Genomic DNA, 21,483 nt, shown 5'->3' with positions numbered 1-21,483 from the left:
GCTCGCGAACGGCTTTGGGTCCGCGTCTCGTACGCCGTTCTATGCCGACGGTTACCTTCGACGGCCGGGAGATCGACTGCGAGGAGGGGGCGATCCTTCGTGACGTCCTGCTCGAGGCGGGGCTGTCGCCGCACAACGGGCGGTCGAGCCTGCTGAACTGCCGGGGCCACGGGACCTGTGGCACCTGCGCCGTAGAGATCGACGGCCCCGTGAGCGAACCGACGAGCCGCGAGAAGCGCCGGCTCTCGGTGCCGCCACACGATTCCGACAGCGGGTTACGGCTGTCCTGTCAGACGGAAGTGCGGGGCGACCTGGCCGTCGAGAAACACGGCGGATTCTGGGGACAGCACCGAACGGAGTCGTCGCGCGACTAAGGTTAGGGAACCGCCGGATTCACTGCCAGCAAAATCGGAGGATGGCGCTCAGTCGTCGCGGGTGAGGATGTCCGCGGAGAGCCCCTGGGCCATCTCGATGTCCTTGGAGTTGTTCATCGTCCAGGCGGTGCGCTCGGTGACGGCCTCGATGGCCTCGCGGGCGCTGGGGTAGCCGTTGCCCGACTTCTTGACGCCGCCGAAGGGGAGCTGGACCTCGGCGCCGATACACGGCAGGTTCGCGTACGCGAGGCCGATCTCGGCGTGGTCGCGGAAGTAGTTGATCTGGCGGTAGTCCTCCGAGACGATCGCGCCCGCCAGTCCGTAGGGGGTGTCGTTGTGGATCTCGACGGCGTCCTCGATGTCACCCGAGTACTCGAGCAGGGCGACGTGGGGGCCGAAACACTCCTCTTTCAGACAGCGCAGGTCGGTGTCGTACTCGATCTCGTAGACGAACGGACCGACCCAGTGGCCGTCGTCGTGACCGTCGGGGATCTCGCCGTCCTCGAGTTCGAAGCGGTCGACCAGCACCTCGGCGCCCTCCTTGCGGGCGAGTTCGTTGTGCTTCTCGATCTTCTCGAGGTGGTCGGCCTCGATCGCCGGCCCCATGAACGTGTCCTCCTCGAGGGGGTCGCCGACGGCGACGTCCTCGGCGATCTCGACGAACCGCTCTTTGAACTCGTCGTAGAGGTCCTCGTGGACGATCAGGCGCTCGCTCGAGACACAGCGCTGCCCGGTCGTCTTGAAGCTCGACATGATCGCCGAGTGGACGGCGATGTCGAGGTCGGCCTCCTCGGTGACGATGATGCCGTTCTTGCCGCCCATCTCGCAGGCCGCGAGCTTGCCGGGTTCGCCGCCGACCTTGCTGGCGATCTCCTGGCCCACTTCGGCGGAGCCCGTAAAGAGGACGGTGTCGACGCGCTCGTCGTCGGTGATCGCGGCGCCGGCGTCGCCGTACCCCTGGATCATGTTGAACACGCCCTCGGGAATCCCCGAATCTTCGAACATCTCGGCGATGATCTGGCCGCACCACGGGGTCTGCTCTGCTGGCTTCCAGACGACCGTGTTGCCCTCGACCAGGGCGATGGCCATGTGCCAGAACGGGATCGCGACCGGGAAGTTCCACGGGGTGACACAGCCGATCACGCCACGCGGCTTGCGGCGCATGTAGGCGTCCTTGTTCGCGACCTCGCTGGGGACGACGTCCCCGTGGGGATGGCGGGCGTTGCCCGCGGCCCACTCGACCATATGCCAGGCCTCCGTGACGTCAGCTTTCCCCTCGCTGATCTCCTTGCCACACTCCTGGCTGACGATTTCGCCGAGTTCCTGGTGGCGTTCGCGGAGTTCGTGGTAGATGTCCCACAGGTACTCCGCACGGTCGATGTACGAGAGGCCCCGCCACTCCTCGAAGGCGTCCTCTGCGGCCTCGAGGGCCTCGTCGACGTCGTCGGCGGTCCCGCGCTGGAACTCCGCCAGCGTCTCGCCCGTTGCTGGGTTCTCGCTTGCGAACGTCTCCGAACCGCTTCCGTCGGTCCACTCTCCCGCGATGTAGTGCTGGTGGGGTTGCGTCCCGGTTTGTTGCGACATGGTTTGTACTCACACCCCGAACCTATGTAAGCACCACCGATCATGGTCGGCCCCGTGCGGAGATGATTTCACTCAACGATAGATCGAACGTATTGGTCGGGTGGTGGCTTATGTGGGCCGTCTCGAGGAGTACGAACGAATGATACCCCCTATCGCAAGCAAGTTCGTCGCGGGCGAGACGTCCGCCGAGGTACTCGAGCACACTCGGACGCTCAACGAGCGCGAGGTCGCGGGCATTCTCAACCTGCTCGGCGAGCACTACGACGACCCATCGGACGCGGCGGCGGACACGAACGCCTACGTCGAACTGATCGACGACATCGCGGCGTCGGATCTCGACGCCTGCATCTCGGTGAAACCGTCCCAGATCGGCCTCGGCGTCGACGAGAAGACGTTCGAACGGAACCTCATCGAGATCGTCGACTACGGCGCAAACAGGGGCGTGTTCGTCTGGGTCGACATGGAAGACCACACGACGACCGACGCCACCCTCGACGCCTACGAAGCGCTCGTCCGTCGCCACGGGGGCGGAGCGGGCCTCTGCCTCCAGGCGAATCTCAAGCGCACCCGCGAGGACCTCGAGCGTCTCGCCGACGCCCCCGGCAAGATCCGGCTCGTCAAAGGCGCCTACGACGAACCCGACGAGATCGCCTACACCGACAAGGACCGCGTCGACGACGTCTACCGGGACCTCCTCGAGTACATGTTCGAGTCGTTCGACGACGGGATCGCGATCGGGAGCCACGATCCGGACGTCATCGCCCACGCACGCGAGTTGCACCGAACGCACGGGACGCCCTACGAGATCCAGATGCTGACGGGCGTTCGAACCGACACCCAGTACGAACTGGCCGCACGCGGGGTCGACGTCTACCAGTACGTTCCCTACGGGCCGAACTGGTTCTCCTACTTCTATCGGCGGGTTCGCGAGCGCAAGGAGAATCTGGCGTTCGCGCTGCGGGCGATCCTGAACTGAGTCGAACGAACAGCCCTTGCTCGGTTGCTCGAGCGGAGACGGCGCCGAAGACGACGGCTCCGGCCGTGGCCGAGTCCGACTCCCGTCGCGTCTACGGATCCAGTAGCTTCGATTCGGCCCTGCGCAGGTGCTCGAGGAGCGTCGATTTCGCGATATCGAGATCGTCGGCGAGCTCCCGGGTCGTGGTCTCTCGAGGCCACTCGTAGTAGCCGGTCTCGCGAGCGTGTTCGAACACTTCCCGCTGGGCGGTCGTCAGCGTATCGAGGCGCTGGGTACGCGTCGACCGTCCGGGCGCGTCGGCGGTCGTGATCGACGTCACGGTCACTTCGGCACCGGTCGTCTCGCGGACGTCGTCCAGCGAGGCCTCGATGCCGGATCGATCACCGGCGAAACACAGCTTCCACTTCTCGCTGCCGTCCTCGATGCGAACCGGTGCGCTGTGGACGAACCCGTTCTCGAGCAGGGTCGGACAGATCATCTCGGCGGGATCGTACTCGAGGAAGAACTCGCTAACGACGTTTCCGGGCGCGTTGCGGGCACGTCCGAACCGTTCCTGCAGTTCGAACACCTCGCCCGAGTGCTCGGAGTCACGGATCGCGTCCAGCAGTCCGTCGACCTCCGCGGACGTGTCTCCGAAGGCCGTGAACAGTCCCTTGACGGTGTTCGGGCTCTCCTCGTCGGTTTTCGGCGAGTTGTAGACCGCGTGAGCGAGCACGCCGCCCCCCGTCCGATCGGTCGCCTCGATGGCCCAGCAGTTCGGATGCCACAGATCGAGCGTCAGTCGAACGCTCGACAGCTCGCGGTCCAGGCTCATACCTCCCGTTGCTCGGAGCAGGCGCTTTTGTGTTACGTTCTCCCGAGGAGGAGTCCAGCACTCGGGACGACCGGTAGCCGTCCCGTCGGGGATCGAATCGGTGGCTTCGGCTTCGGCTGGTCGGACACCGACTGCTTCCGGGAACGGATGGCTCGGATCGAGGTCGTTCTACGGACGGGACAGGCCGAGCGGAGTCACCGATCCTCGTCCTTGCCGCGGTCCCGCGTCACCGTCCGATCGCCCTCGGGTGGCGCCTCCTCGGTGTCGGGGTGGCGCTCGTCGCCGGCCTCGTCCATCTCCTCGGTCTCGGGCTCGAGAGCCTCGCCGGAGCGACCGGACTCGTCGGGGAGGTCGTCGGTTCCCGCGGTCCCCTGTCCGGTGTCGCGCCGGCCGTCGCCGGAGCCCTCGTCGTCGGTCCGTTCGTCGCGTTCGATGACCGGCTCACCGTCGTCGCGTCCGGCGTCCTCGGCGTCGTTCGCGCTGCCGTCGTCGCCCGCGCGCTCGAGCCGAACCGTCTCGTCGGTGACCGCGCCGACGTCGTCCTCGCCGAACGAGACGGTGTCGTCGCTGTCGTCGACGTTCTGACCGAGTGCTCCCCTGAGCGACTCGAGCGCGCCGGAGTCGTGGTCGATCTCGGCCGTCACGCCCTCGAGGGAGGCGACTACGCCGACCCGTTCACCGTCCGCGGTTTCGACCGGTTTACCGACGTCGTCCTCGGTGAGTTGCGTTCCCATGGACGGGCTAACGGGGAGCGAGAAAAACCGCCGGTGCCTGCACTCGCGGGGTCGCGGATCGACCGCCCGAAGACGTGGCGCCGTCAGCGCTGTCGGCCCAGATCCGCCGCCTTCTCGAGTTCGCTTCGTAGCGTCGTCGAGTCGAACTCGTGGTCGGGGCGCAGCCGGACGAAATCGAGAAAACGACGGGCCGAGAGCAGCGTCTCCGGATCGTACACCGACAGGGCCGCATCGACGGCGTCTCGGGGGCCGATTCGGGGCTCGAGCACCGCGAGCGCGCAGGCGATATCGTACGCGGTCGTCTCGTCGACCCGATCCTCGTGGACGCTGGTGGCGTCGATGAAGTACAGTTCGCCGTCACACAGCAGGATGTTCTCGGCGCGCAGGTCACCGTGGGCCAGCCCGTGGTCGTGCAGCGTCGCCAGCATCTCGAAGAGGTCGACGGCGCGGGCCGCGACGAACTCGTCGGAGACCTCGTCGAGGGATTCGAACGCCGGGAGATACTCGAGGACGAGCACGCCCAGACCGTTGACCTCGAAGGCGTCGATCGGGCGGGGCGCGCTGATCCCGATCTCGCGCATCCGTCTGGTCGCCTCGTACTCGTGTTCGACCATCTCCCGGGGCGTGTCGAAGCGGTCGAAAAACCCCTCCGTGCCCGAAGAGAAGGCGCCGACGTTTCGACCCGTTGTCAGCAGGGCGTGGACCAGCGCGTTCTGCCGGGAGACGATCTTGACGAACCACTCCTCGTCGATGACACACGGCGTCGACAGCCAGTTGTCGGCCTCGAGGAACTCGACGCGGACCTCCTCGCGACCGTACCGTTCCGCCAGCGTCCGGACGACGCGCTCGATGCGGCTCCACTCGACGGTTCCGCGAGCGAGCTGGCGGATATCCATACGTCGAACGAAGGAGCGATGGGGTTAAATGCCTCTCGAACTGTCGCAGCCGAGACCAGTTGGGCGGGCAAGCTCGCGGTTCGGCGCGACTGCTCGCGGACCGTCGGAACAGTATTATTATCAGCGGTGCGACGGTACCGTCCGGTACGCATGGACGCTGTCGACGACCTCGGTGACGCGATCGACGCGACGCGGAATTTCCTGACGCCGGTTCGGGCCGGGCTGTGGCTCCGGCTGGCGATACTCGCGCTGTTCGTCGGCGGGCTGGGAACCGGGTTTCCGTCCGCTCCGACCGGCGACGTCGGGCCGGCAGCCGAGCAAGCGCCGGGTCCCGGAGCCGAGGCCGTTCCCGACGAAGCGCTTCTCGCAGCCGCCCTCGTAGTGGGCTTTCTGGCTTTGCTGTGGCTTGGATACGCGTTCGTCGCAGCCATCATGGAGTTCGTCTTCATCGAGTCGCTTCGCTCCGAGACGGTCCGCGTTCGTCGGTACTCGAACGCGAACGTCGGCCGGGGGATCCGGCTGTTCGGGTTCCGGGTGGCCCTCCTCGCGATCACGCTGCTCGTCGGTGCGACGCCCGTCGTGGCCACGGTGTTCGGCCTCGGCGGCATCGACGGCGGGGTGGGAGTCGTGGGCTTTGCGGGGCTGTTCGCAGTCGGCGTCTACCTCGTCTACGCCGTGATCAACCGCTTTACCTCCGAGTTCGTCGCCCCGGTGATGCTCCTCGAGGAGCGGGGCGTGCTCTCGGCGTGGCGCCGGTTCTGGCCGACGGTTCGGGCGAACTGGCTCGAGTACGTCGTCTACCTCGTTCTCGTCTGGATCATCCAGGCCGCGGTCGGGATCGCCGTCAGCATTCTCATGCTGGTTGCGGGTATCGTCGTCGCGATCCCGTTCGTCGTCGTCGCGGTCCTGCTGTTCGCGCTCGGCGACGTCGGCGCCATCCTCGCCGCAGTGGTAGTTCTGACGGGGATCCTCGCGTTCGTGCTCGCCGCGTTGCTCGTCCAGGTCCCCGTCGTCTCCTACTTCAAGTACTACGCGCTGTTGTTGCTCGGCGACACGAACGCCGAACTCGATCTGATCCCCGACCAACGGGCGGCGATCAGAGCCGACGGCGGCGAGGAGCCATCCGGGCCCGTTCGGGACGACTCGAGTCGGTCAGTCGGGACGGAACGGGACCGCGAACCGGACGAGTCCGAACGCGACGCCGACGGCGACTGGACGGACGACTACGGCTGGAACGACGACGACGAGGAGATCGACGACTGGGACGACGCCGGCTGGGGTGAGGAGGACGACCGCGATCGCGACGATCGTCGGGAACGCGACGACTCCGGGGACGACGATCGGGACCGCGGCTGGTAACGTAGTTGATCATTTTTCCGGAGCGTTTATTCCGGGGCCTGGCAAGTATTGCATATGGACTTCGAGCTGCCGGACGAACACCGGATGATCCAGGAGACGGTCAGGGAGTTCTGCCAGGGCGAGATCGAGCCGATCGCCCAGGAGATCGAGGACGACCACCGGTTCCCCGAGGAGATCTTCGAACAGCTCGCCGACCTCGACATGATGGGTGTCCCCATCTCCGAGGAGTACGGCGGACTCGGCGGCGACACCCTGATGTACTCGCTGGTCGCCGAGGAGATCGGGCGCGTCTCCGGCTCGGTCGGGCTCTCCTACGTCGCCCACATCTCGCTTGCCTCGAAGCCGATCGAGCTGTTCGGCACCCCCGAGCAGAAGGAACGCTGGCTGCGCCCGCTCGCCGAGGGCGAGTATATGGGCGGCTGGGCGCTGACCGAACCGAGCAGCGGCTCGGACGCTTCCGACATGGACACCGTCGCGGAGAAAGACGGCGACGAGTGGGTGATAAACGGTACGAAGCAGTTCATCACGAACGCCTCCGAGGCGGGCTCGGTACTCGTCAAGGCCGTCACCGACCCCGGCGCCGGCTACGACGGGATCTCGACGTTCATCGTCGACCCTCGAGAGGACGACGGGTTCGAGGTGACGACGATCTGGGACAAGATGGGGCTGAACGCCTCGCCGACCTGCGAGATTCAACTCGAGGACGTCCGCCTCTCGGAGGATCGCCTGCTCGGCGAGAAGGGCGAGGGCTGGGACCAGACGAAGAAAACCCTGGACGGCGGTCGGATCTCGATCGCGGCGCTGTCGACGGGGCTCGCCCAGGGTGCTTACGAGCACGCCAAGGAGTACAGCCAGGAGCGCGAGCAGTTCGACCAGCCGATCTCGAAGTTCGACGCCGTTCGGGACAAGATCGTCGACATGCACCGCAAGACCGAACGCGCCCGACTGCTCACCCATCAGGCGGCCCACCGCTACGACCAGGGCGAGCCGGTCACCCGCGAGTCCGCGCTGGCGAAACTCGACGCCAGCGAGGCGGCCCGCGAGGTCGCCGAGGACGCGGTGCAGGTGCTGGGCGGCTACGGCTACACCACCGACTTCGCGCCCCAGCGGTTCTATCGTGACGCCAAGCTCATGGAGATCGGTGAGGGGACGAGCGAAATCCAACACCTCGTCATCGGCCGCGAACTCGGCCTGTAGGATGCTCGTGACGGCTCTGGGGGTCGTCTTCCTCGCGTTCGGTCTCGCGGGGATCCGGTACGCTCCCGCAATCGTCGAGGCCCAGCGCCGGGAGGGGATGACGCCGTTCGACGACGCCGAACTCGAGGCGTCCGACCGAGTCAGCGTCACTCGAGGAACGGGCGCCGTCGCCGTTCTGGTGGGACTCGCCTTGCTCGTCTACGGACTGGGCGTCGTCTAGAAGCGAGCGGAACGCTGACGACGTCGTCGACCCGAAGCTGGGCTCGAGCACCCGACGAGCGGTCGGCTTCTCAAAAGAACCGTTGCGTTAGCGTCGGAACAGTCCCAGGACGGCCGACGCGGACGACCGGTCGGCAGGGTCGTCCGCCCGTTCGCGGTGAAGCCGGGTCAAACGGGCGACGACGACGTAACTCGAGACCGATAGCACCGCGGCGATCAGAAGGTTGCCGACCAGGAGCTGCCTGACGACGATCCCCGCGGTCTCGAGCAGCGAGGCGTCGGTGGTGCTCGAGCGAAGCGGCCGCTCACCGAAGATGAGGCCGCCGACCTGGTAGCTGCCGACGTAGACGGCGGGCTTGACGAGGGGATTGAGCACGGCGATCGCGGCGACGATCGCCGGCTTGCTGACCCAGGATCGCCACGCCGCGAGCCCGGCGAGCAGGCCGATTCCGAGCCCCCCGGTCGGCATGGCCGTCACGAAGATCCCGACCGCGAAACTCAACCCCACCTCGTGGGGAGTATGCTCCTCCTGGAGGGCGGTCGTCAGCTCCCGGCGGACGCGCTCGCGGTACCGGGAGAGCCGTTCTCGGATCACGCTCTGTCGATCGGTCCGTCCGGGTCGGGAAAAACATGTCGACGTGCTCGCGGTCGTGTTGCCTGGTCGACAGCTCGAGGCGGGCTACGGGAAGCTACCGGCTTCCTCGAAGGCGTTCGCGACGCGTTCGATCGCGACCACGTAGGCCGCGGTGCGGGGGTTCTCGAGGTCGTTGTCCTCGATCGTCTCGACGAGGGCGTCGAAGGCGTCGACGATGTGGTCCTCGAGTTCCTCGTTGACCTTCTCCTCGTCCCAGTAGAAGCGCTGGCGGTTCTGGACCCACTCGAAGTACGAGACGGTGACACCGCCGGCATTGGCGAGGATGTCCGGAATGACGAACACGTCCGCCTCGGCGAGGGTGGCGTCGGCCTCCGGGGTGAGCGGGCCGTTGGCGGCCTCCGAGATGACGTCGGCCGAGACGTCTTCGGCGAGGTCGGCGTCGATCGCGTTCTCGAGGGCGGCGGGGATCAGCAGGTCGACGTCGAGTGTCAGAACGTCCTCGTTGGTGAGTTCCTCCTCGCTTTCCTCGTAGCCGACGATGCTGCCGGTTTCGTTCTTGTGTTCCTTCGCGGCGACGGGATCGAAGCCGTCGGCGTTGTAGATCCCGCCGCTGGAGTCGCTGGCGGCGACGACGGTCGCGCCCATCTCGTCGATCAGCTTGGCGGCGATCCAGCCGGCGTTGCCGTACCCCTGGACCGCGACGGTCGCACCCTCGAGGTCCTTCCCGAGGTAGTCGAAGGCCTCACGGGCGGCGAGCACCGTCGAGCGGCCGGTGGCCTCGACCCGACCCTCGCTGCCGCCGCTGGCGAGGTTCTTGCCCGTGACGACTCCCGGCTCGGTGGTGTTCTCCAGGGTCTCGTAAGTGTCTTTGATCCAGTTCATCTCCCGCTGGCCCGTGTTCACGTCGGGAGCGGGGATGTCCCGGTCCTCGCCGACCATCGGCCGGAGCTCCTTGGCGAACGCGCGGGTGACGCGCTCGAGTTCGGCTTCCGAGTACTCCTTCGGGTCGATGACGATCCCGCCCTTCCCGCCGCCGTAGGGGATGTCGGCGGTCGCACACTTGTAGACCATCCAGCCCGACAGCGCCTTCACTTCGTCGCGGTTGACGTCGGGGTGGTAGCGGATGCCGCCCTTGTAGGGACCGCGATCGCCGTTGAACTGCGAGCGAAACGCCTTGAACCGCTCGAGGGAGCCGTCGTCGCGTTCGATCGTGAGGTTCGTCTCGAGAACGCGCTCGGGGTGTTTGAGCCGCTCGAGGACGTCGTCCTCGACGTCGAGATAGGCGGCGGCCTCGTCGATCTGGGACTGGAGACTCTCGAATGGGTTCGCCTGCCCGGTCATACGGAGGCGTTTATCGGACTGGTGGATAAGCGTAGCGAATATCGGTGCCAACCCGATAAACAGCGAATATACTAGGGTATCATAGGGACCTTTCTGTTAGTCCGCCCCACCGGCCCGCTCGAGGATTCGTTCGGCCTGTGCGATCAGCGGCGCGTCGATCATCTCGCCGTCGACCTCGAACACCCCTCGGTTCGCCTCCTCGGCTTCCCGCTCGGCCTCGAGGACGCGCTCGGCCCACTCGACCTCGTCGGGGTCGGGAGAGAACGCCTCGTTGATCGGGTCGACCTGGGCGGGGTGGATCGCCAGCTTTCCGTCGTAGCCCAGCTGCACCGAGAACGCGGCGTCCTCGCGCAGGCGCTCCCCGTCACCAAAGTCGGTGACCAGCGTGTCGATCGCCTCGCAGTCCCGGGCTGCCGCCGCGAGGACGACCCGCTCGCGTGCGTAGAGCACCTCCGTGCCCTCCTTCGTTCGGGTCGCGCCGAGATCCGCCGAGAGATCCTCGGCGCCGAAGACGAGCGCGTCGGTCGCATCGGCGTCGGCGATCTCCGGGGCCGCGAGGACGCCCGCCGCGTTCTCGATCAGCGCAAGAACGGGACAGGCAAACCCACGTTTCTCGAGTGCATCGGCCAGTTCGCGGACGTCCGCGGCCGCCGTCGCCTTCGGAAGCATGACGCTGTCGAGACGGAGCGCGTCAACGTCGACGCCCGCGAGCGCATCGAGGTCGCGTTCGATCTCGGCACCCGCCGCGTTGACCCGAACGCAGACCTCGGGGTCGGGGTCGAACTCCGGATCGGCGAGGACCTCCCGGACGGTCTCGCGGGCCTCGTCCTTGCGCCCCGGGGAGACGGCGTCCTCGAGGTCGAACACGATCGCGTCGGCGCCGGAACTGGCCGCCTTCCGGATCATCTCCGGTCGGTCCCCCGGCGTGAACAGCAGGCTTCGACGTACCATACCACCGTGTGTGCGGACCGCCACCGTGAATGTACGGATCCGGCGACTCGTCGGTCCGCCGACGCCGACGGGTTCCGGTCGGACTCAGGCCTCGAGGAGCGAATCGAGGAGCTTCGTCTGTGCGGCGCCGAGGTGCTCGGAGAACGTCGACCGCGAGATACCGATTGCCGCGGCGACGTCGCCCGCGTTCGCCCGCTTCGGGTACTCGAAGTACCCCATCTCGTGGGCGGTCTCGAGGACCTCCCGCTGGCGGTCGGTCAGTCGGTTCCGGTCGACGAAGGCGAGATCGGCCGACTCCTCCTCGCCGGTCCGGAGCAGCTGCTGGAGTTCGACGCCGTCGAACCGTTCGCGAAGCGCGCCGACGATCTCTGACAGCGCCTCGACGTCGGACGCCCGAACGGTCAGATACAGCGCCCCCTCCTCGGCCCGGATCGACGACACCGGCGTCCCCTCGGTCTCGACGACCTCGCAGGCACAGACACCGTCGAGATCCCGCGTGAACCGGTACACCTCGCCGTGTTCGTTCGCGGAGACCGTCGACAGCTCGACCCCGACGTCGGCCGACTCGAGGGGTTCGGACTCATCCCCGCTCTCGATCGAGAACTCCTCGACAGCCGGCGCCTCCGGGCTCGAGAGCGACGACCGGGAGACCGTCTCGACCGGTTCGCCGGTCGCGCTCGTGGCGCGGGCGACCGGGCAGCTCTCCGGGTCGCGAAGCACGACCGTCGCTGACAATCCACTCATACGCTCCCCTTCGAGGTCGACCACGATTACATCGGCCGCCAGTTCCCAGCGCGTGGAAAAAAGGCGAGGGCGAGCCGATCCCGATATTCTCTTAAACCTACCCGGATATGGTGGAGACGACGACTTCCGTACCGCGAGCTACTCTCTACAACAACACACGAGGGATGTCCGAATACGAGTTTACCTGCCCGGACTGCGGGCAACAGATCGACGTCAACACGCCGGTTCGCGAGGCGACGCTATCACACGGCTGTCCCGTCTGTGGCGCGTCGGTCTCACAGGAACACTTCGCGAAACAGTAGGTGGCTCTCCACCCCGGTCGAGCGAGACCCAGACGTGTCGCCGCCGTTTCTCGACTGTGAGTTCGGTTACTCGCCCTCGGCGGTACGATCGATCTCGGTCCGCCGACCGCTCAGCTCGGTCGGTTCGAACTCGTAGAGCTGGATGTCGAGGTTCTGCTTCGAATCGCCCCAGATCTCGAACAGCGGCCGCTTCGCCTCGCCGTACTGTTCGATGTGGGAGGCGGTCAGCTCCGACGGATCGATCTCCTCGAGCGAACCGACGGCGACGACGCTTCGGTAGGTCTCGCCCGAATCGGTCTCCTCGTAGACCACGAGTCGGGACTCCGGCGAGGAGGCCAGGAACTGCCGCTTCTCGCTTTCGGGCGTCGAGACCAGCCGCAGATAGAAGCTTCGGGCGTCGGCATCGTACCCGTAGGAGATCGGAATCGCGTACGGCGTCCGCTCGTCGGCGAGCGCCAGTACGCCCGTCTCGTGGCGGCTGAGAAACGCGTCGATCTCACCGTCGGTCATCTCGGTCTCCTCGGCAAGTGCCATTGTCGTACCCCGAGTGGGCGTAGCACTAAACTACTTCCGTTGTCTCCAGAGAGAGCGGGCCGTGATGCTACGTCCCGGTCTCTAAGACGTCGCCGAGGAGTTTCCGCTGTGCCGCGCCGAGGTGTTCGGTGAACGTCGACTGGGTGATTCCGAGGGACTCCGCGACCTCCGTCGCGTTGGCCTCCTTCGGCCGCTCGAAGTAGCCCATCTCGTAGGCCGTCTCGAGCACCTCGTACTGGCGGTCCGTCAGCTTCCCGCGGTTGACGAAGATCCGTTCCTCCGGCGTCCCGCTGAGGGGTGGCTGGAGCAGGCTCTGGACGTCGACGCCGGGGTACCGCTCCCGGAACTCGTTCATCACCGCCTGGAGCTGATCGAAGTCGGCGGCGTGGAAGACGACCGTTACCTCCCCGTCGACCGCCCGATAACGGTGGACCGGACAGTCGTACGCCCCCAGACACTCGCAGGGGCACGTCGCCTCGCCGTCGTGAGAACAGCGGTAGAGGTTCGTCGTTCCGTAGGAGAACACCGGGCCCGAAATCGACTCGTCGAACTCGACGTCGGCGTCGGCCAGGAACTCGGTCGTCGATCCGTCCGACCCACAGGAGACGCTCGTCGATACCTGATCGATGGTCGTTCCGGTCTCCCGCGAAAACCGCGCGATCGGGCAGGCTTCCGGGGAGTCTACTTTTACCGTGGCACGAATTCCCGACGACATAGGTACTACAGGCGGGTTCGGACTGCGTCGTATTTAAAGTGAGCTACCGAACACCGATCTTCCCACGCCCTCGGAACGAGAATCGGTACCTTATGCGTGGGGAGCGTAGTCCGACGTATGAGTACCCGCGAGAACGCGCGGTTCGTCTGTCCGGCCTGCACCCGATCGATCGCCGTCACCGACACCCTGCGCGACGCGCTCGTCGAGAACGGATGCGCCATCTGTGGCGCCGACGTGGATCTCGACGCCTTCGACGTCGCGGAGACCGCGTGACGAACGGCGAGCCTCGAGCCTCCGCCCTGCGTGACCATGTGTAACATCGGGTTATAAAGGATCCCCGATATCGGTGGTCAACACTGGTGGCACTCCGGCGACCACGGTGTAGTATGAGCCAATCGCTGACCGGGACATCACGGACGTACGGTCGAGAGCAACTTACCGACGAACCGCGGATCGTGTCCGGCGAGGACGACATCAAAGCGATTCTCACCGCGCTCAACGATGCCGACTGTCGCAGCATTCTCGAGGAGCTCGGCGACAGCGAGCCCTACCTCTCGGCGGCGGAGCTCTCCGAGCGCTGTGGGGTGCCCCTCTCGACGACCTACCGAAAGCTCGAGCTCCTCGAGGAGGCCGACCTGCTCGAGGAGAAGCTACGGATCCGCCAGTCGGGCCGCCACGCGAGCGAGTACGACCAGCGCGTCGACGACGTCACGATCTCGGTCGACGACGGCGGAATCGCGCTCGAGCTCTCGTGAGCGCTCGGTTCGATCGGTCACGACGAGGGATACCGTTATCGGCTCTCGGACAGTAGTTCTATCGTGAGTCGCAGTTACGACGGGACCGACGAGACGAAGCGGAAACCGCCGAGCCTGGCGGTCGTCGAGGCCGTCGCCGACGCGGAAGGGATCAAGTACGACCAGCTCACGATGCCGGCGTACGACCCACTACACTCCGTCGTCGATCCGACCGCTCTCGACGAGCTGTTCGCCCCGCTGCGGGACGGACGGCCGCGTACCGGTTCCGTCTCGTTTTCTTACTGCGGGTACGACGTCACCGTCGATCACCGCGGGACGGTCTCGCTCGAGTGAACGGGGCGCGCCTTCCGAAACGGCAAGACAGATAGGCGATCCCTCCTAACCTCGACCGATGGCAACCGCCGACGCGAGAGAACGACTCCGGGAGCGGCCGATCGGCGCAACGATCCTGTTGACGATCGTCGGCTACACGCTCGTCATCGGAACGTTCGTCGCGGACGTCCCGATCTATCCGGATCTGACGAACGCACAGGTCAACCTGTTCACCCACGCGATCGCGGTGATCAACGCCGTGACGACCGTGTTGCTCGTCGCGGGCTGGTACTGGATCCGGGCCGGCGACGTCGACAAACACCGCGCGGCGATGACCGGCGCGTTCGCGACGATCCTCCTGTTTCTGGTCGTCTACCTGATCCGGGTCGGCGGCGGCGGGACGAAGGAGTTCGTCGGCCCCTCCCCGGAGTACGAGCTCTACCTCGCGATGCTGGCGATCCACATCGTGCTCTCGATCGTCGCGGTCCCGGTCGTGCTGTACGCACTGATCCTGGGTCTTACCCACTCTCCCTCCGAACTTCGGGAGACCATCCACGCTCGCGTCGGCCGCATCGCCGCCGGCTCGTGGATCCTGAGTCTCGTCCTCGGAATCGTCACCTACCTCATGCTCAACCACATCTACGGCTACGAGTTCGCGATGCTCGTCCCCTCCCTCTGAGCGGGACCGTTTCTCGTCGTCAGCCGCGGGTTATCGCTCTCGATCGCGGAGTTCCCGAAGGAGTTGCTCTCCCCACCGCGACTCTCGTTCGGGAGCGCTACTCCAGAGCCACTTACAGTACCGCAGGTGTGCGAGACACTCCTCGTGAGTGAGCTGGCTCTTGCAGCCGGGACAGGTAGGCATACCCCTCGAAACGCGCCCGGAGGGAGAGTAGCTTCCGGTGACCCTCGTTCCCGACCGGTCGGCAACAAAGACTCCCGGGACGCTCCGAGAGTCCTGTTGTGCTGTGTGTTAGCAAGTGTTTTTCGTCGTGGGGAGCGCGGTAGCGGTATGCAGTTCCGCGCAGCGGCGATCGGACTCGGGGGACTCGGGCAGCTCGAGCTCGAGGTGCTGGTCGGGCTCGAGGGTGTCGAGCTGGTCGCGGGGGCCGACGTCTCCGGTGATGCACGGGAAGTTTTCGAGCGCGAGTTCGGCGCGCCGGCGTACGCCGACCACGACGCGATGCTCGCCGCCCACGGGGACGGGATCGACATCGCGCTGATCGTCACCCCTCATACCCTCCACTTCGAACAGGCCCGGGCGTGTCTCGAGGCCGACGTCCACGTCTACCTCGAGAAGCCGATGGTGACCGACGTCGCCGACGCCGTCGAGTTGCTCGAGCTGGCCGACGATCGGGGGCTCGTCGTGCAGGTGGGGTACCAGCGCCGGTTCCACCCGGGGTTCGCCGAGGTCAAACGGCTCGTCGACGACGGTCGGGTCGGGGATATCCACGCCGCGAACGCGTTTCTCGGCCAGAACTGGTTCGAGCTCCACGAGGGGACCTGGCGCGTCGATCCGACGCTCTCGGGCGGCGGGCAGCTGTACGATACGGGATCACACCTGCTCGACGTACTCTGCTGGATCGTCGACGGAACGCCGACCCACGTCTCCGCCGACGTAACGTACGCGAGAGCCGAGATCGACGTCAACAGCGCACTGTCGGTCGAATTCGAACGCGACGACCGGGCGATCCTCGCGGGCGTCACGATCTGCGGGGACGGCGTCGAACTCACGCCGGCGGAGGGGTACGCGATCTGGGGGACGGACGGCCGGGTCACCTTCGACGGCGAGCGGATCCGCCTCGCCGAACGCGGCGCGACCGTCTACGAGAGCACGATCGACGCCCGCACCGATTTTACGACGCTGACGACCGCGAAACTCGAGAACTTCCTCGAGTCGATCGCGGGAACCGCTGACCCGGCCGTCCCGGGAGCGGACGGACTCCGGGTGACCGCGCTGACGGAGGCGGCCTACCGAGCCGACCAGCGGGAGTGTCGAGTCGACGTGGAAGCGCTGCTCGAGGAGACGCGGTGAGCCGGACTCGGGAGCCCCGGCCCCTGGGATTGGTATGGGAGGACCCCGTTCGTCCGGTATGAAGGTTCGAGGCTCTCGCTCGCGCGAGGAGATCGCGGCGTTTCTCGAGGCGGAGAGGATCCCGATCCGACTCGGCTGTCGGACTCCCGCTGGTCACCCCTGGATGGTGTCGCTGTGGTATCGCCGACGGCTCCTCGAGGCGAGACCGACGGACGGCGGAGACGACGGGGGCGAGCGGGAGAGCGGCGACGACGCCGGCGAGAGCGACCGCTGGATTCTCGAGTGTGCGACCGCCGCCTCGGCGGACGTCGTCACCTACCTCCGTGAGACCCCCGAGGTATCGTTCGAGGTCTCGACGAACGACCCACCCTACGCCGGAGTCCGCGGACGGGGTACGGCGTCGCTCGAGCCCGATCCCGAGAAGGAGGTGCTTCGGGATCTGCTCGAGCGGTACCTCGGTGGAACGGAGTCGGAGCTCGCGCGGACGTTGCTGGACGAGGACCGCGAGGAGGTGACGATCACGATCGAGCCGGCGGTCGTCTACGGCTGGGACTTCTCCGGTCGAATGTAGGACCCGCCTCGAGTCCGATCCGGTCGGTTCGAAGGCTGGTCCGTCGGGGCGCCCGACGGACTCAGTAACCCTCGAACGTGAACACGAACACGCCCGTGTTCGCATCCGAGACGTACACGTATTCGCTGTCTTTTGTGTTTGCGCCCCAGACCTGAGGGATGGCATCGATGTCTCGTTCGGGATCCTCACGGCGGACCTCGTTTGTCCCCTCGGTCGTCATGTACTGGTCGATCCGCTCGGGGTCGGCGGGATCGGAGAGGTCGAACGTCTGGACGCCAGCCTTGTAGTCGCCGCTGAACAGGATATCCTGCTGGTCGCCGACGCCCCAGTCCGAGAAGTGGCCCGTCCACCAGAACGCCTGCTGGCCAGTGGGTTGTTGGGCACTCCCCTGTGGCGGGCGGAACGACGAGAGCAACTCGGTCTCGCCGGTTTCGAGGTCGAACTCGATCACGTGCTTGTACCCCGGATCGCCCGTACCGACCTCCTCGCCGAGCAGGCAGATGTCGTCCTCGGGGTGAGGGAACGCGTGGTGGGCGTTCCGCAGCGGGACGTCCGCCTCCTCCTCCTGGTAGTCGAAGGAGGCGACCTCTTTGGGATCCTCCGGGTCGCTCATGTCGACGATGTAGAGCCCCCGACTCCAGTGGGAGAGGTAGGCGTAGTCGCCGCGAACCTGGGTGTCGTGGACGAACGCGCCGTCGACCTGGAACGACGACACCTCCTCGGGATCGGTGGGATCCTCTACGTCGTACACCACCATCCCACGGCCCGAGCCGGACGTGATGACGTACTCCTCGTCGAACGCGATGATCGTGTGGACGCCGCCCGCGTCCTCGACGGTGAACGGACCGAGCGGCTCTGGATCGTGCGGGTCCGAGACGTCGACGATCGCCCAGCCCGCGTCCTCGCCGCCCTCGTTCGCTGTGAACACCCACGGCTCCTCGGGGTGGAAGAACACGTCGTTCACGTAGCCGACGCCGGCCGAGACCGTTGCGGTTCGCTCCGGGTTCTCGAGCTCTGAGAGGTCGACGACGTGGACGTCGGTATCGGCGTTGACGAACGATCCTGCTGCCGCGAGCCCCAGGTCCTCGCGGACGTCCATGTTCGTGATGTTTCCCTCGGGGACGTCAAGCGTAGAGTGACCAACGAGTTCCAAGCGCGGGTTGCGGTTCTCGCTTCCCCGTCCTCGGGCCGCACCGGTGCCGCTCAGCGCGCCGAGTCCGACCGCTGTCGCCGCACACCCTTGCAGTACGGTTCGTCGAGTTGCTGGATCGAGTTCTCGAGGCATTTCGGACGAATCTTACGACCAATTCTACAAAACAATAGTCAGTCGTTCGTGTTAGTGAGGGAGAGCGGAAGATATATATTAGGTACAATTATCCTGTATTTACAGATAGCTCGAGCGAATCCGTCTGTCGATTCGGGAGACTACGGGTTCGACGCGATCGAGAGGACGGATCAGTTTTCGGACGATCGCTCGTACCGGATCGGCAACGACTCGACGCCGTAGATCAGCGAACTGCGAACCGGCTGCAGGTCGGTGTCGACCGTCTCGATCGTCGCCGTCCGGGCACACAGCTCCTCGAGGGCGACCGACGCCTCGAGCCGGGCCAGCGGGGCGCCGAGACAGTAGTGGGTTCCGTGGCCAAAGCCGAGGTGCTGGTTGGGCGATCGGTCGGGAACGAACGCGTCGGCGTCCTCGAACTGCCGTTCGTCCCGGTTCGCGGAGCCGAGCCAGGCGATGACACGGTCACCCGATTCGATCTCGGCGCCTCGAAGCGTCACGTCTTCCGTCGCGACCCGGGACATCGCCTGAACCGGGGAGCGGTAGCGCAACACCTCCTCGATCGCCCGGCCGATCGCGTCGGGCTCCGCGCGGAGATCCTCGAACAGGTCGTGGGCGTCGAAACACCGGACGGCGTTCGTGACGAGGTTCGTCGTCGTGATGTTGCCGGCGATGAGCAACAGGATACAGGTGCCGAGCGCCTCCTCCTCCGAGAGCCGCGACCCGTCCTCGAGCTCTCGCGTGACGATCTGGCTCATGAGGTCGTCCTGCGGGGACTCGCGTCGGTCCGCGATCATCTCGAAGAAGTAGCTCGCCATCTCCATCTGGGCCTGCTGCTGGCGCTCGAGGAACGCCTCGGTCTCGTCGTCCGCGCTCGAGGACTCGACGAGCGTGTCCGACCACCGCTTGAACCGGTCGCGGTCCTCGGCGGGAACGCCGAGCAGCTCGGCGATGACGACGACTGGAAGTGGGTACGCGAAGTCGTCGACGACGTCCAGCTCGCCCCGATGGTCGTCCAGCGCGTCCGAGAGGAGGTCGGTCGCCAGCTCGCGGATCTCCGGCTCGAGCGCCCGGATCGCTCGCGGTTCGAACGCGTCGTCGACGACGCCGCGGAGTTCGTCGTGTCGGGGCGGATCCTGGAAGAGCATCGTCTCGAAGAGCAGCCCCTCTTCGGGCCGATCGGGTTCCTGAAAGTCGTCGGCCAGCCGCGGGTTCACCGAGAACGTCCCGTCGTCGTCGAGGACTCGCTTGACGTCCGCGTACCGGAAGACGTCCCAGCACCCCCGGGACGGGTCGTACCGAACGGGGGCGCTCTCGCGCATCTCCCGGTACCAGTCGAACGGCTCGAGCCAGGCCTCCCGGGAGGCGAGCTCGTCGGGAAACGCCTGCAATCCCTGTGGATCTGCGCTACTCATGGGCCGTAAACGGCGGGAATCCACAAAACGTTCGGGGTGGTGTCAGTCGGTCGTCGGGATCGATCGGGCGCCGAGCGCGAAGAAGACGACCGCGAGCGCCGCGAGGATCCCAAGGTTCGCCAGCGCGGGGTCGACCCCCGCGACTGTAGATGTCCCAGCGGTCGGATCGGTCGCCGCCCGCACCCCGCGGGCGAAGTACGTCAGCGGCGAAAGGTTCACCAGCGGTTCGAACCAGCCGGGCAGCTGCTCGAGCGAGACGAACGTCTCGGAGAGAAAGAGCAGCGGCAGGCCGACGGCGTTGCTGGCGGCGACGGCGCCGTCCTGGGAGTCGGTGTAGCTCCCCAGCATCGCGCCGACGCCACAGAAGCAGACGACGCCGACGAGGATGTAGGGGACCAGCAGCGCCGAAAAGACGATCTCGGCGCCCGTCAGGACGATCACGAGCGCGAGGATCAGCAGGCTCGCTAGCCCGATGATGACGGCGTTGACGACCGTCTGAGCCAGCAGCCACTCGGCTCTGGTCTGGGGGGTCGTCGCCAGCTTCTCGAAGCGGCTCCCCTCGCGGTGGCGCGCGACCTCGCTGCCCAGCCGCGACAGCGGGGTAAAGAGGACGACGACGGCCAGGTAGCCCGGGACGTAGTACGCCGGGGGCTCCGCGAACAGTCCGCCCCCGCCCGGATCGGTCCGCACCAGCGCACCGAAGATGACGATCAGGATCACCGGGAAGAAGAACGTGAAAAAGACCGCGGTCCGACGGCGGACGAACGCCCGCCAGCCGGCACCGGTCTCGGCCCGAACGCGACCGAGCCGGCTCACGCCGTCTCACCCGCGCGGGCGAGGTCGGCACTGTTGGTTCGCTCGAGTTCGGTTTCGTCGGCCAGCTCGAGGTAGACGTCCTCCAGATCGGGCTCGGCCCAGGAGAGCCCGGAGTAGTCGATCCCCCGCTGCTCGAGGTAGTCGACGACGCGTCCGATCTCGGCGGGCGAGACCTCGCGGACGACGACCTCCTTTCCTCGCGCAGCGGTCGCGAACGGGAGGTCGTCGAACGCCGCTGCACCGGCCGGCGTTTCGACGATCAGCCGGCTCGAGCCGGCGTGGTCTGCGATCAGCCCCGCGGGGGTCCCTCGGGCGACGAGTTCGCCGTCGGCGAGCAGCCCGACGCGGTCGGCGAGGCGTTCGGCCTCGGCCATGTCGTGGGTCGTCAGGAAGACCGTGGTTCCCGAGTCGGCGAGGTCCTCGACCAGCCGCCAGACGGTGCGCCGACCCGCGGGGTCGATGCCCGTCGTCGGTTCGTCCAGAAAGAGCACGTCGGGGTCGTTGACCAGCGCGGTGCCGACACAGACCCGGCGCTGCTGACCGCCCGAGAGGTTCTCGTACCAGGTGTCGTCGGCGTCGGCCAGGCCGACGTCGGCCAGCACGGCCTCGGGGTCGCGGTGGTCGTCGTACAGCCCCGCGTAATAGGCCACCAGCTCGCGGGCGGTGAGTCGATCCGGCGGCGAGAACGACTGCGGGAGCACGCCCAGGCGGTCGCGGTCGACGGCCGACGGCACCGCTCCGAGGACGCGCGCGCTGCCCGAATCGGGCTCTGTCGTCCCGGTGAGCGCGCGAACGAGCGTCGTCTTGCCCGCGCCGTTGGGGCCGATGAGCGCGAACACCTCACCGCGCTCGACCGACAGCGTCACGCCCGCCAACGCCGTGGTCCCGTCGTATCGCTTCTCGAGTCCCTCGGCGACGACCGCGGTATCCATACGGGTCGCTATCGGCGCGGCCGGGGTAAGGGG

The 21,483-nt window shown here is 66.6% G+C and carries 27 protein-coding genes; 12 read left to right on the top strand and 15 right to left on the bottom strand.

Annotated features, from left to right (window positions below):
• Nucleotides 1-41: 41 nt before the first annotated feature.
• Nucleotides 42-374 carry a 2Fe-2S iron-sulfur cluster-binding protein gene (locus tag QA609_RS00695; protein ID WP_278300660.1) on the top strand — a complete coding sequence of 111 codons (333 nt, stop codon included), beginning with the start codon at nucleotides 42-44 and terminating at the stop codon, nucleotides 372-374.
• Nucleotides 375-422: 48 nt separating this feature from the next.
• Here QA609_RS00695 and QA609_RS00690 read toward each other — a convergent pair whose 3' ends face one another.
• A complete protein-coding gene (locus tag QA609_RS00690) occupies nucleotides 423-1,958 on the bottom strand; it encodes an aldehyde dehydrogenase family protein (protein WP_278300659.1) in 1,536 nt (511 codons plus the stop codon).
• Between the two features lie 139 nt (nucleotides 1,959-2,097).
• Here QA609_RS00690 and QA609_RS00685 point away from each other — a divergent pair, with 139 nt between their 5' ends.
• Nucleotides 2,098-2,934 (top strand): proline dehydrogenase family protein, encoded by an 837-nt coding sequence (locus QA609_RS00685; RefSeq protein WP_278300658.1) that lies wholly within the window; start codon nucleotides 2,098-2,100, stop codon nucleotides 2,932-2,934.
• 91 nt (nucleotides 2,935-3,025) lie between these two features.
• Here the strand turns inward: QA609_RS00685 and QA609_RS00680 are convergent, their stop codons facing one another.
• The 3 genes from QA609_RS00680 to QA609_RS00670 all read right to left on the bottom strand — a co-directional run bounded on the left by QA609_RS00680 (nucleotide 3,026) and on the right by QA609_RS00670 (nucleotide 5,378).
• Nucleotides 3,026-3,748 (bottom strand): helix-turn-helix domain-containing protein, encoded by a 723-nt coding sequence (locus QA609_RS00680; protein WP_278300657.1) that lies wholly within the window; start codon nucleotides 3,746-3,748, stop codon nucleotides 3,026-3,028.
• A gap of 194 nt (nucleotides 3,749-3,942) precedes the next feature.
• Nucleotides 3,943-4,482, bottom strand: a complete 540-nt coding sequence (locus QA609_RS00675; RefSeq protein WP_278300656.1) for a hypothetical protein — start codon at nucleotides 4,480-4,482, stop codon at nucleotides 3,943-3,945.
• Between the two features lie 83 nt (nucleotides 4,483-4,565).
• Nucleotides 4,566-5,378, bottom strand: a complete 813-nt coding sequence (locus QA609_RS00670; protein ID WP_278300655.1) for an RIO1 family regulatory kinase/ATPase — start codon at nucleotides 5,376-5,378, stop codon at nucleotides 4,566-4,568.
• A 150-nt stretch (nucleotides 5,379-5,528) separates the two neighbouring features.
• Between QA609_RS00670 and QA609_RS00665 the strand changes: the two genes are divergently transcribed.
• The 3 genes from QA609_RS00665 to QA609_RS00655 are packed head-to-tail and all read left to right on the top strand — an operon-like array spanning nucleotide 5,529 to nucleotide 8,154.
• On the top strand, nucleotides 5,529-6,737 hold the full coding sequence (locus tag QA609_RS00665) for a hypothetical protein (protein ID WP_278300654.1): 1,209 nt from the start codon (nucleotides 5,529-5,531) through the stop codon (nucleotides 6,735-6,737).
• A gap of 54 nt (nucleotides 6,738-6,791) precedes the next feature.
• The gene (locus QA609_RS00660) at nucleotides 6,792-7,934 is read left to right on the top strand and encodes an acyl-CoA dehydrogenase family protein (RefSeq protein ID WP_278300653.1); all 1,143 of its coding nucleotides are present in this window, start codon (nucleotides 6,792-6,794) and stop codon (nucleotides 7,932-7,934) included.
• Nucleotide 7,935: 1 nt separating this feature from the next.
• Nucleotides 7,936-8,154, top strand: coding sequence for a hypothetical protein (locus QA609_RS00655; protein ID WP_278300652.1), 219 nt, complete (start codon nucleotides 7,936-7,938; stop codon nucleotides 8,152-8,154).
• 87 nt (nucleotides 8,155-8,241) lie between these two features.
• Here QA609_RS00655 and QA609_RS00650 read toward each other — a convergent pair whose 3' ends face one another.
• The 4 genes from QA609_RS00650 to QA609_RS00635 form a co-directional block, all read right to left on the bottom strand.
• Nucleotides 8,242-8,748, bottom strand: coding sequence for a DUF2062 domain-containing protein (locus QA609_RS00650; RefSeq protein ID WP_278300651.1), 507 nt, complete (start codon nucleotides 8,746-8,748; stop codon nucleotides 8,242-8,244).
• Between the two features lie 84 nt (nucleotides 8,749-8,832).
• On the bottom strand, nucleotides 8,833-10,089 hold the full coding sequence (locus tag QA609_RS00645) for a Glu/Leu/Phe/Val dehydrogenase (protein ID WP_278300650.1): 1,257 nt from the start codon (nucleotides 10,087-10,089) through the stop codon (nucleotides 8,833-8,835).
• A gap of 96 nt (nucleotides 10,090-10,185) precedes the next feature.
• Complete coding sequence (locus QA609_RS00640; protein ID WP_278300649.1) at nucleotides 10,186-11,040, bottom strand: CoA ester lyase; 855 nt, start codon at nucleotides 11,038-11,040, stop codon at nucleotides 10,186-10,188.
• 84 nt (nucleotides 11,041-11,124) lie between these two features.
• The gene (locus QA609_RS00635) at nucleotides 11,125-11,784 is read right to left on the bottom strand and encodes a helix-turn-helix domain-containing protein (RefSeq protein ID WP_278300648.1); all 660 of its coding nucleotides are present in this window, start codon (nucleotides 11,782-11,784) and stop codon (nucleotides 11,125-11,127) included.
• A gap of 164 nt (nucleotides 11,785-11,948) precedes the next feature.
• On the opposite strand from QA609_RS00635, the gene QA609_RS00630 reads away from it, so the two are divergent.
• A complete protein-coding gene (locus tag QA609_RS00630) occupies nucleotides 11,949-12,086 on the top strand; it encodes an FmdB family zinc ribbon protein (RefSeq protein WP_278300647.1) in 138 nt (45 codons plus the stop codon).
• 66 nt (nucleotides 12,087-12,152) lie between these two features.
• Here the strand turns inward: QA609_RS00630 and QA609_RS00625 are convergent, their stop codons facing one another.
• Together QA609_RS00625 and QA609_RS00620 are read right to left on the bottom strand one after the other, a co-directional pair.
• The gene (locus QA609_RS00625; RefSeq protein WP_278300646.1) at nucleotides 12,153-12,620 is read right to left on the bottom strand and encodes a pyridoxamine 5'-phosphate oxidase family protein; all 468 of its coding nucleotides are present in this window, start codon (nucleotides 12,618-12,620) and stop codon (nucleotides 12,153-12,155) included.
• 67 nt (nucleotides 12,621-12,687) lie between these two features.
• Nucleotides 12,688-13,335 (bottom strand): helix-turn-helix domain-containing protein, encoded by a 648-nt coding sequence (locus QA609_RS00620; RefSeq protein ID WP_278300645.1) that lies wholly within the window; start codon nucleotides 13,333-13,335, stop codon nucleotides 12,688-12,690.
• A gap of 117 nt (nucleotides 13,336-13,452) precedes the next feature.
• On the opposite strand from QA609_RS00620, the gene QA609_RS00615 reads away from it, so the two are divergent.
• From QA609_RS00615 to QA609_RS00600, 4 genes are all read left to right on the top strand, one after another.
• Nucleotides 13,453-13,608 (top strand): hypothetical protein, encoded by a 156-nt coding sequence (locus QA609_RS00615; protein WP_278300644.1) that lies wholly within the window; start codon nucleotides 13,453-13,455, stop codon nucleotides 13,606-13,608.
• A 113-nt stretch (nucleotides 13,609-13,721) separates the two neighbouring features.
• A complete protein-coding gene (locus QA609_RS00610) occupies nucleotides 13,722-14,090 on the top strand; it encodes a helix-turn-helix domain-containing protein (protein ID WP_278300643.1) in 369 nt (122 codons plus the stop codon).
• A gap of 63 nt (nucleotides 14,091-14,153) precedes the next feature.
• Nucleotides 14,154-14,423, top strand: a complete 270-nt coding sequence (locus tag QA609_RS00605; protein WP_278300642.1) for a HalOD1 output domain-containing protein — start codon at nucleotides 14,154-14,156, stop codon at nucleotides 14,421-14,423.
• 58 nt (nucleotides 14,424-14,481) lie between these two features.
• Nucleotides 14,482-15,081 (top strand): DUF420 domain-containing protein, encoded by a 600-nt coding sequence (locus tag QA609_RS00600; protein WP_278300641.1) that lies wholly within the window; start codon nucleotides 14,482-14,484, stop codon nucleotides 15,079-15,081.
• 30 nt (nucleotides 15,082-15,111) lie between these two features.
• On the opposite strand, the gene QA609_RS00595 is transcribed toward QA609_RS00600, so the two are convergent.
• Nucleotides 15,112-15,264 carry a hypothetical protein gene (locus QA609_RS00595; protein WP_278300640.1) on the bottom strand — a complete coding sequence of 51 codons (153 nt, stop codon included), beginning with the start codon at nucleotides 15,262-15,264 and terminating at the stop codon, nucleotides 15,112-15,114.
• Nucleotides 15,265-15,411: 147 nt separating this feature from the next.
• On the opposite strand from QA609_RS00595, the gene QA609_RS00590 reads away from it, so the two are divergent.
• Together QA609_RS00590 and QA609_RS00585 are read left to right on the top strand one after the other, a co-directional pair.
• On the top strand, nucleotides 15,412-16,434 hold the full coding sequence (locus QA609_RS00590) for a Gfo/Idh/MocA family oxidoreductase (protein WP_278300639.1): 1,023 nt from the start codon (nucleotides 15,412-15,414) through the stop codon (nucleotides 16,432-16,434).
• A gap of 58 nt (nucleotides 16,435-16,492) precedes the next feature.
• Entirely contained in the window at nucleotides 16,493-17,005 is a 513-nt protein-coding gene (locus tag QA609_RS00585) for a pyridoxamine 5'-phosphate oxidase family protein (RefSeq protein ID WP_278300638.1), read from the top strand.
• Nucleotides 17,006-17,066: 61 nt separating this feature from the next.
• Here the strand turns inward: QA609_RS00585 and QA609_RS00580 are convergent, their stop codons facing one another.
• The 4 genes from QA609_RS00580 to QA609_RS00565 form a co-directional block, all read right to left on the bottom strand.
• On the bottom strand, nucleotides 17,067-18,290 hold the full coding sequence (locus QA609_RS00580; RefSeq protein ID WP_278300637.1) for a hypothetical protein: 1,224 nt from the start codon (nucleotides 18,288-18,290) through the stop codon (nucleotides 17,067-17,069).
• A 170-nt stretch (nucleotides 18,291-18,460) separates the two neighbouring features.
• Nucleotides 18,461-19,702, bottom strand: a complete 1,242-nt coding sequence (locus QA609_RS00575) for a cytochrome P450 (RefSeq protein WP_278300636.1) — start codon at nucleotides 19,700-19,702, stop codon at nucleotides 18,461-18,463.
• Between the two features lie 42 nt (nucleotides 19,703-19,744).
• Nucleotides 19,745-20,518, bottom strand: a complete 774-nt coding sequence (locus tag QA609_RS00570) for an ABC transporter permease (RefSeq protein ID WP_278300635.1) — start codon at nucleotides 20,516-20,518, stop codon at nucleotides 19,745-19,747.
• Nucleotides 20,515-21,450, bottom strand: coding sequence for an ABC transporter ATP-binding protein (locus QA609_RS00565; RefSeq protein WP_278300634.1), 936 nt, complete (start codon nucleotides 21,448-21,450; stop codon nucleotides 20,515-20,517). The genes QA609_RS00570 and QA609_RS00565 overlap by 4 nt, the downstream gene beginning before the upstream one ends.
• Nucleotides 21,451-21,483 lie beyond the last annotated feature (33 nt).

It is taken from the genome of Natronococcus sp. A-GB7, from assembly GCF_029688865.1.
Taxonomy (GTDB): Archaea; Halobacteriota; Halobacteria; order Halobacteriales; family Natrialbaceae; genus Natronococcus.
The sequence above is the reverse complement of the archived record's forward strand: the minus strand, read 5'-3'. Positions and strand labels throughout refer to the sequence as shown.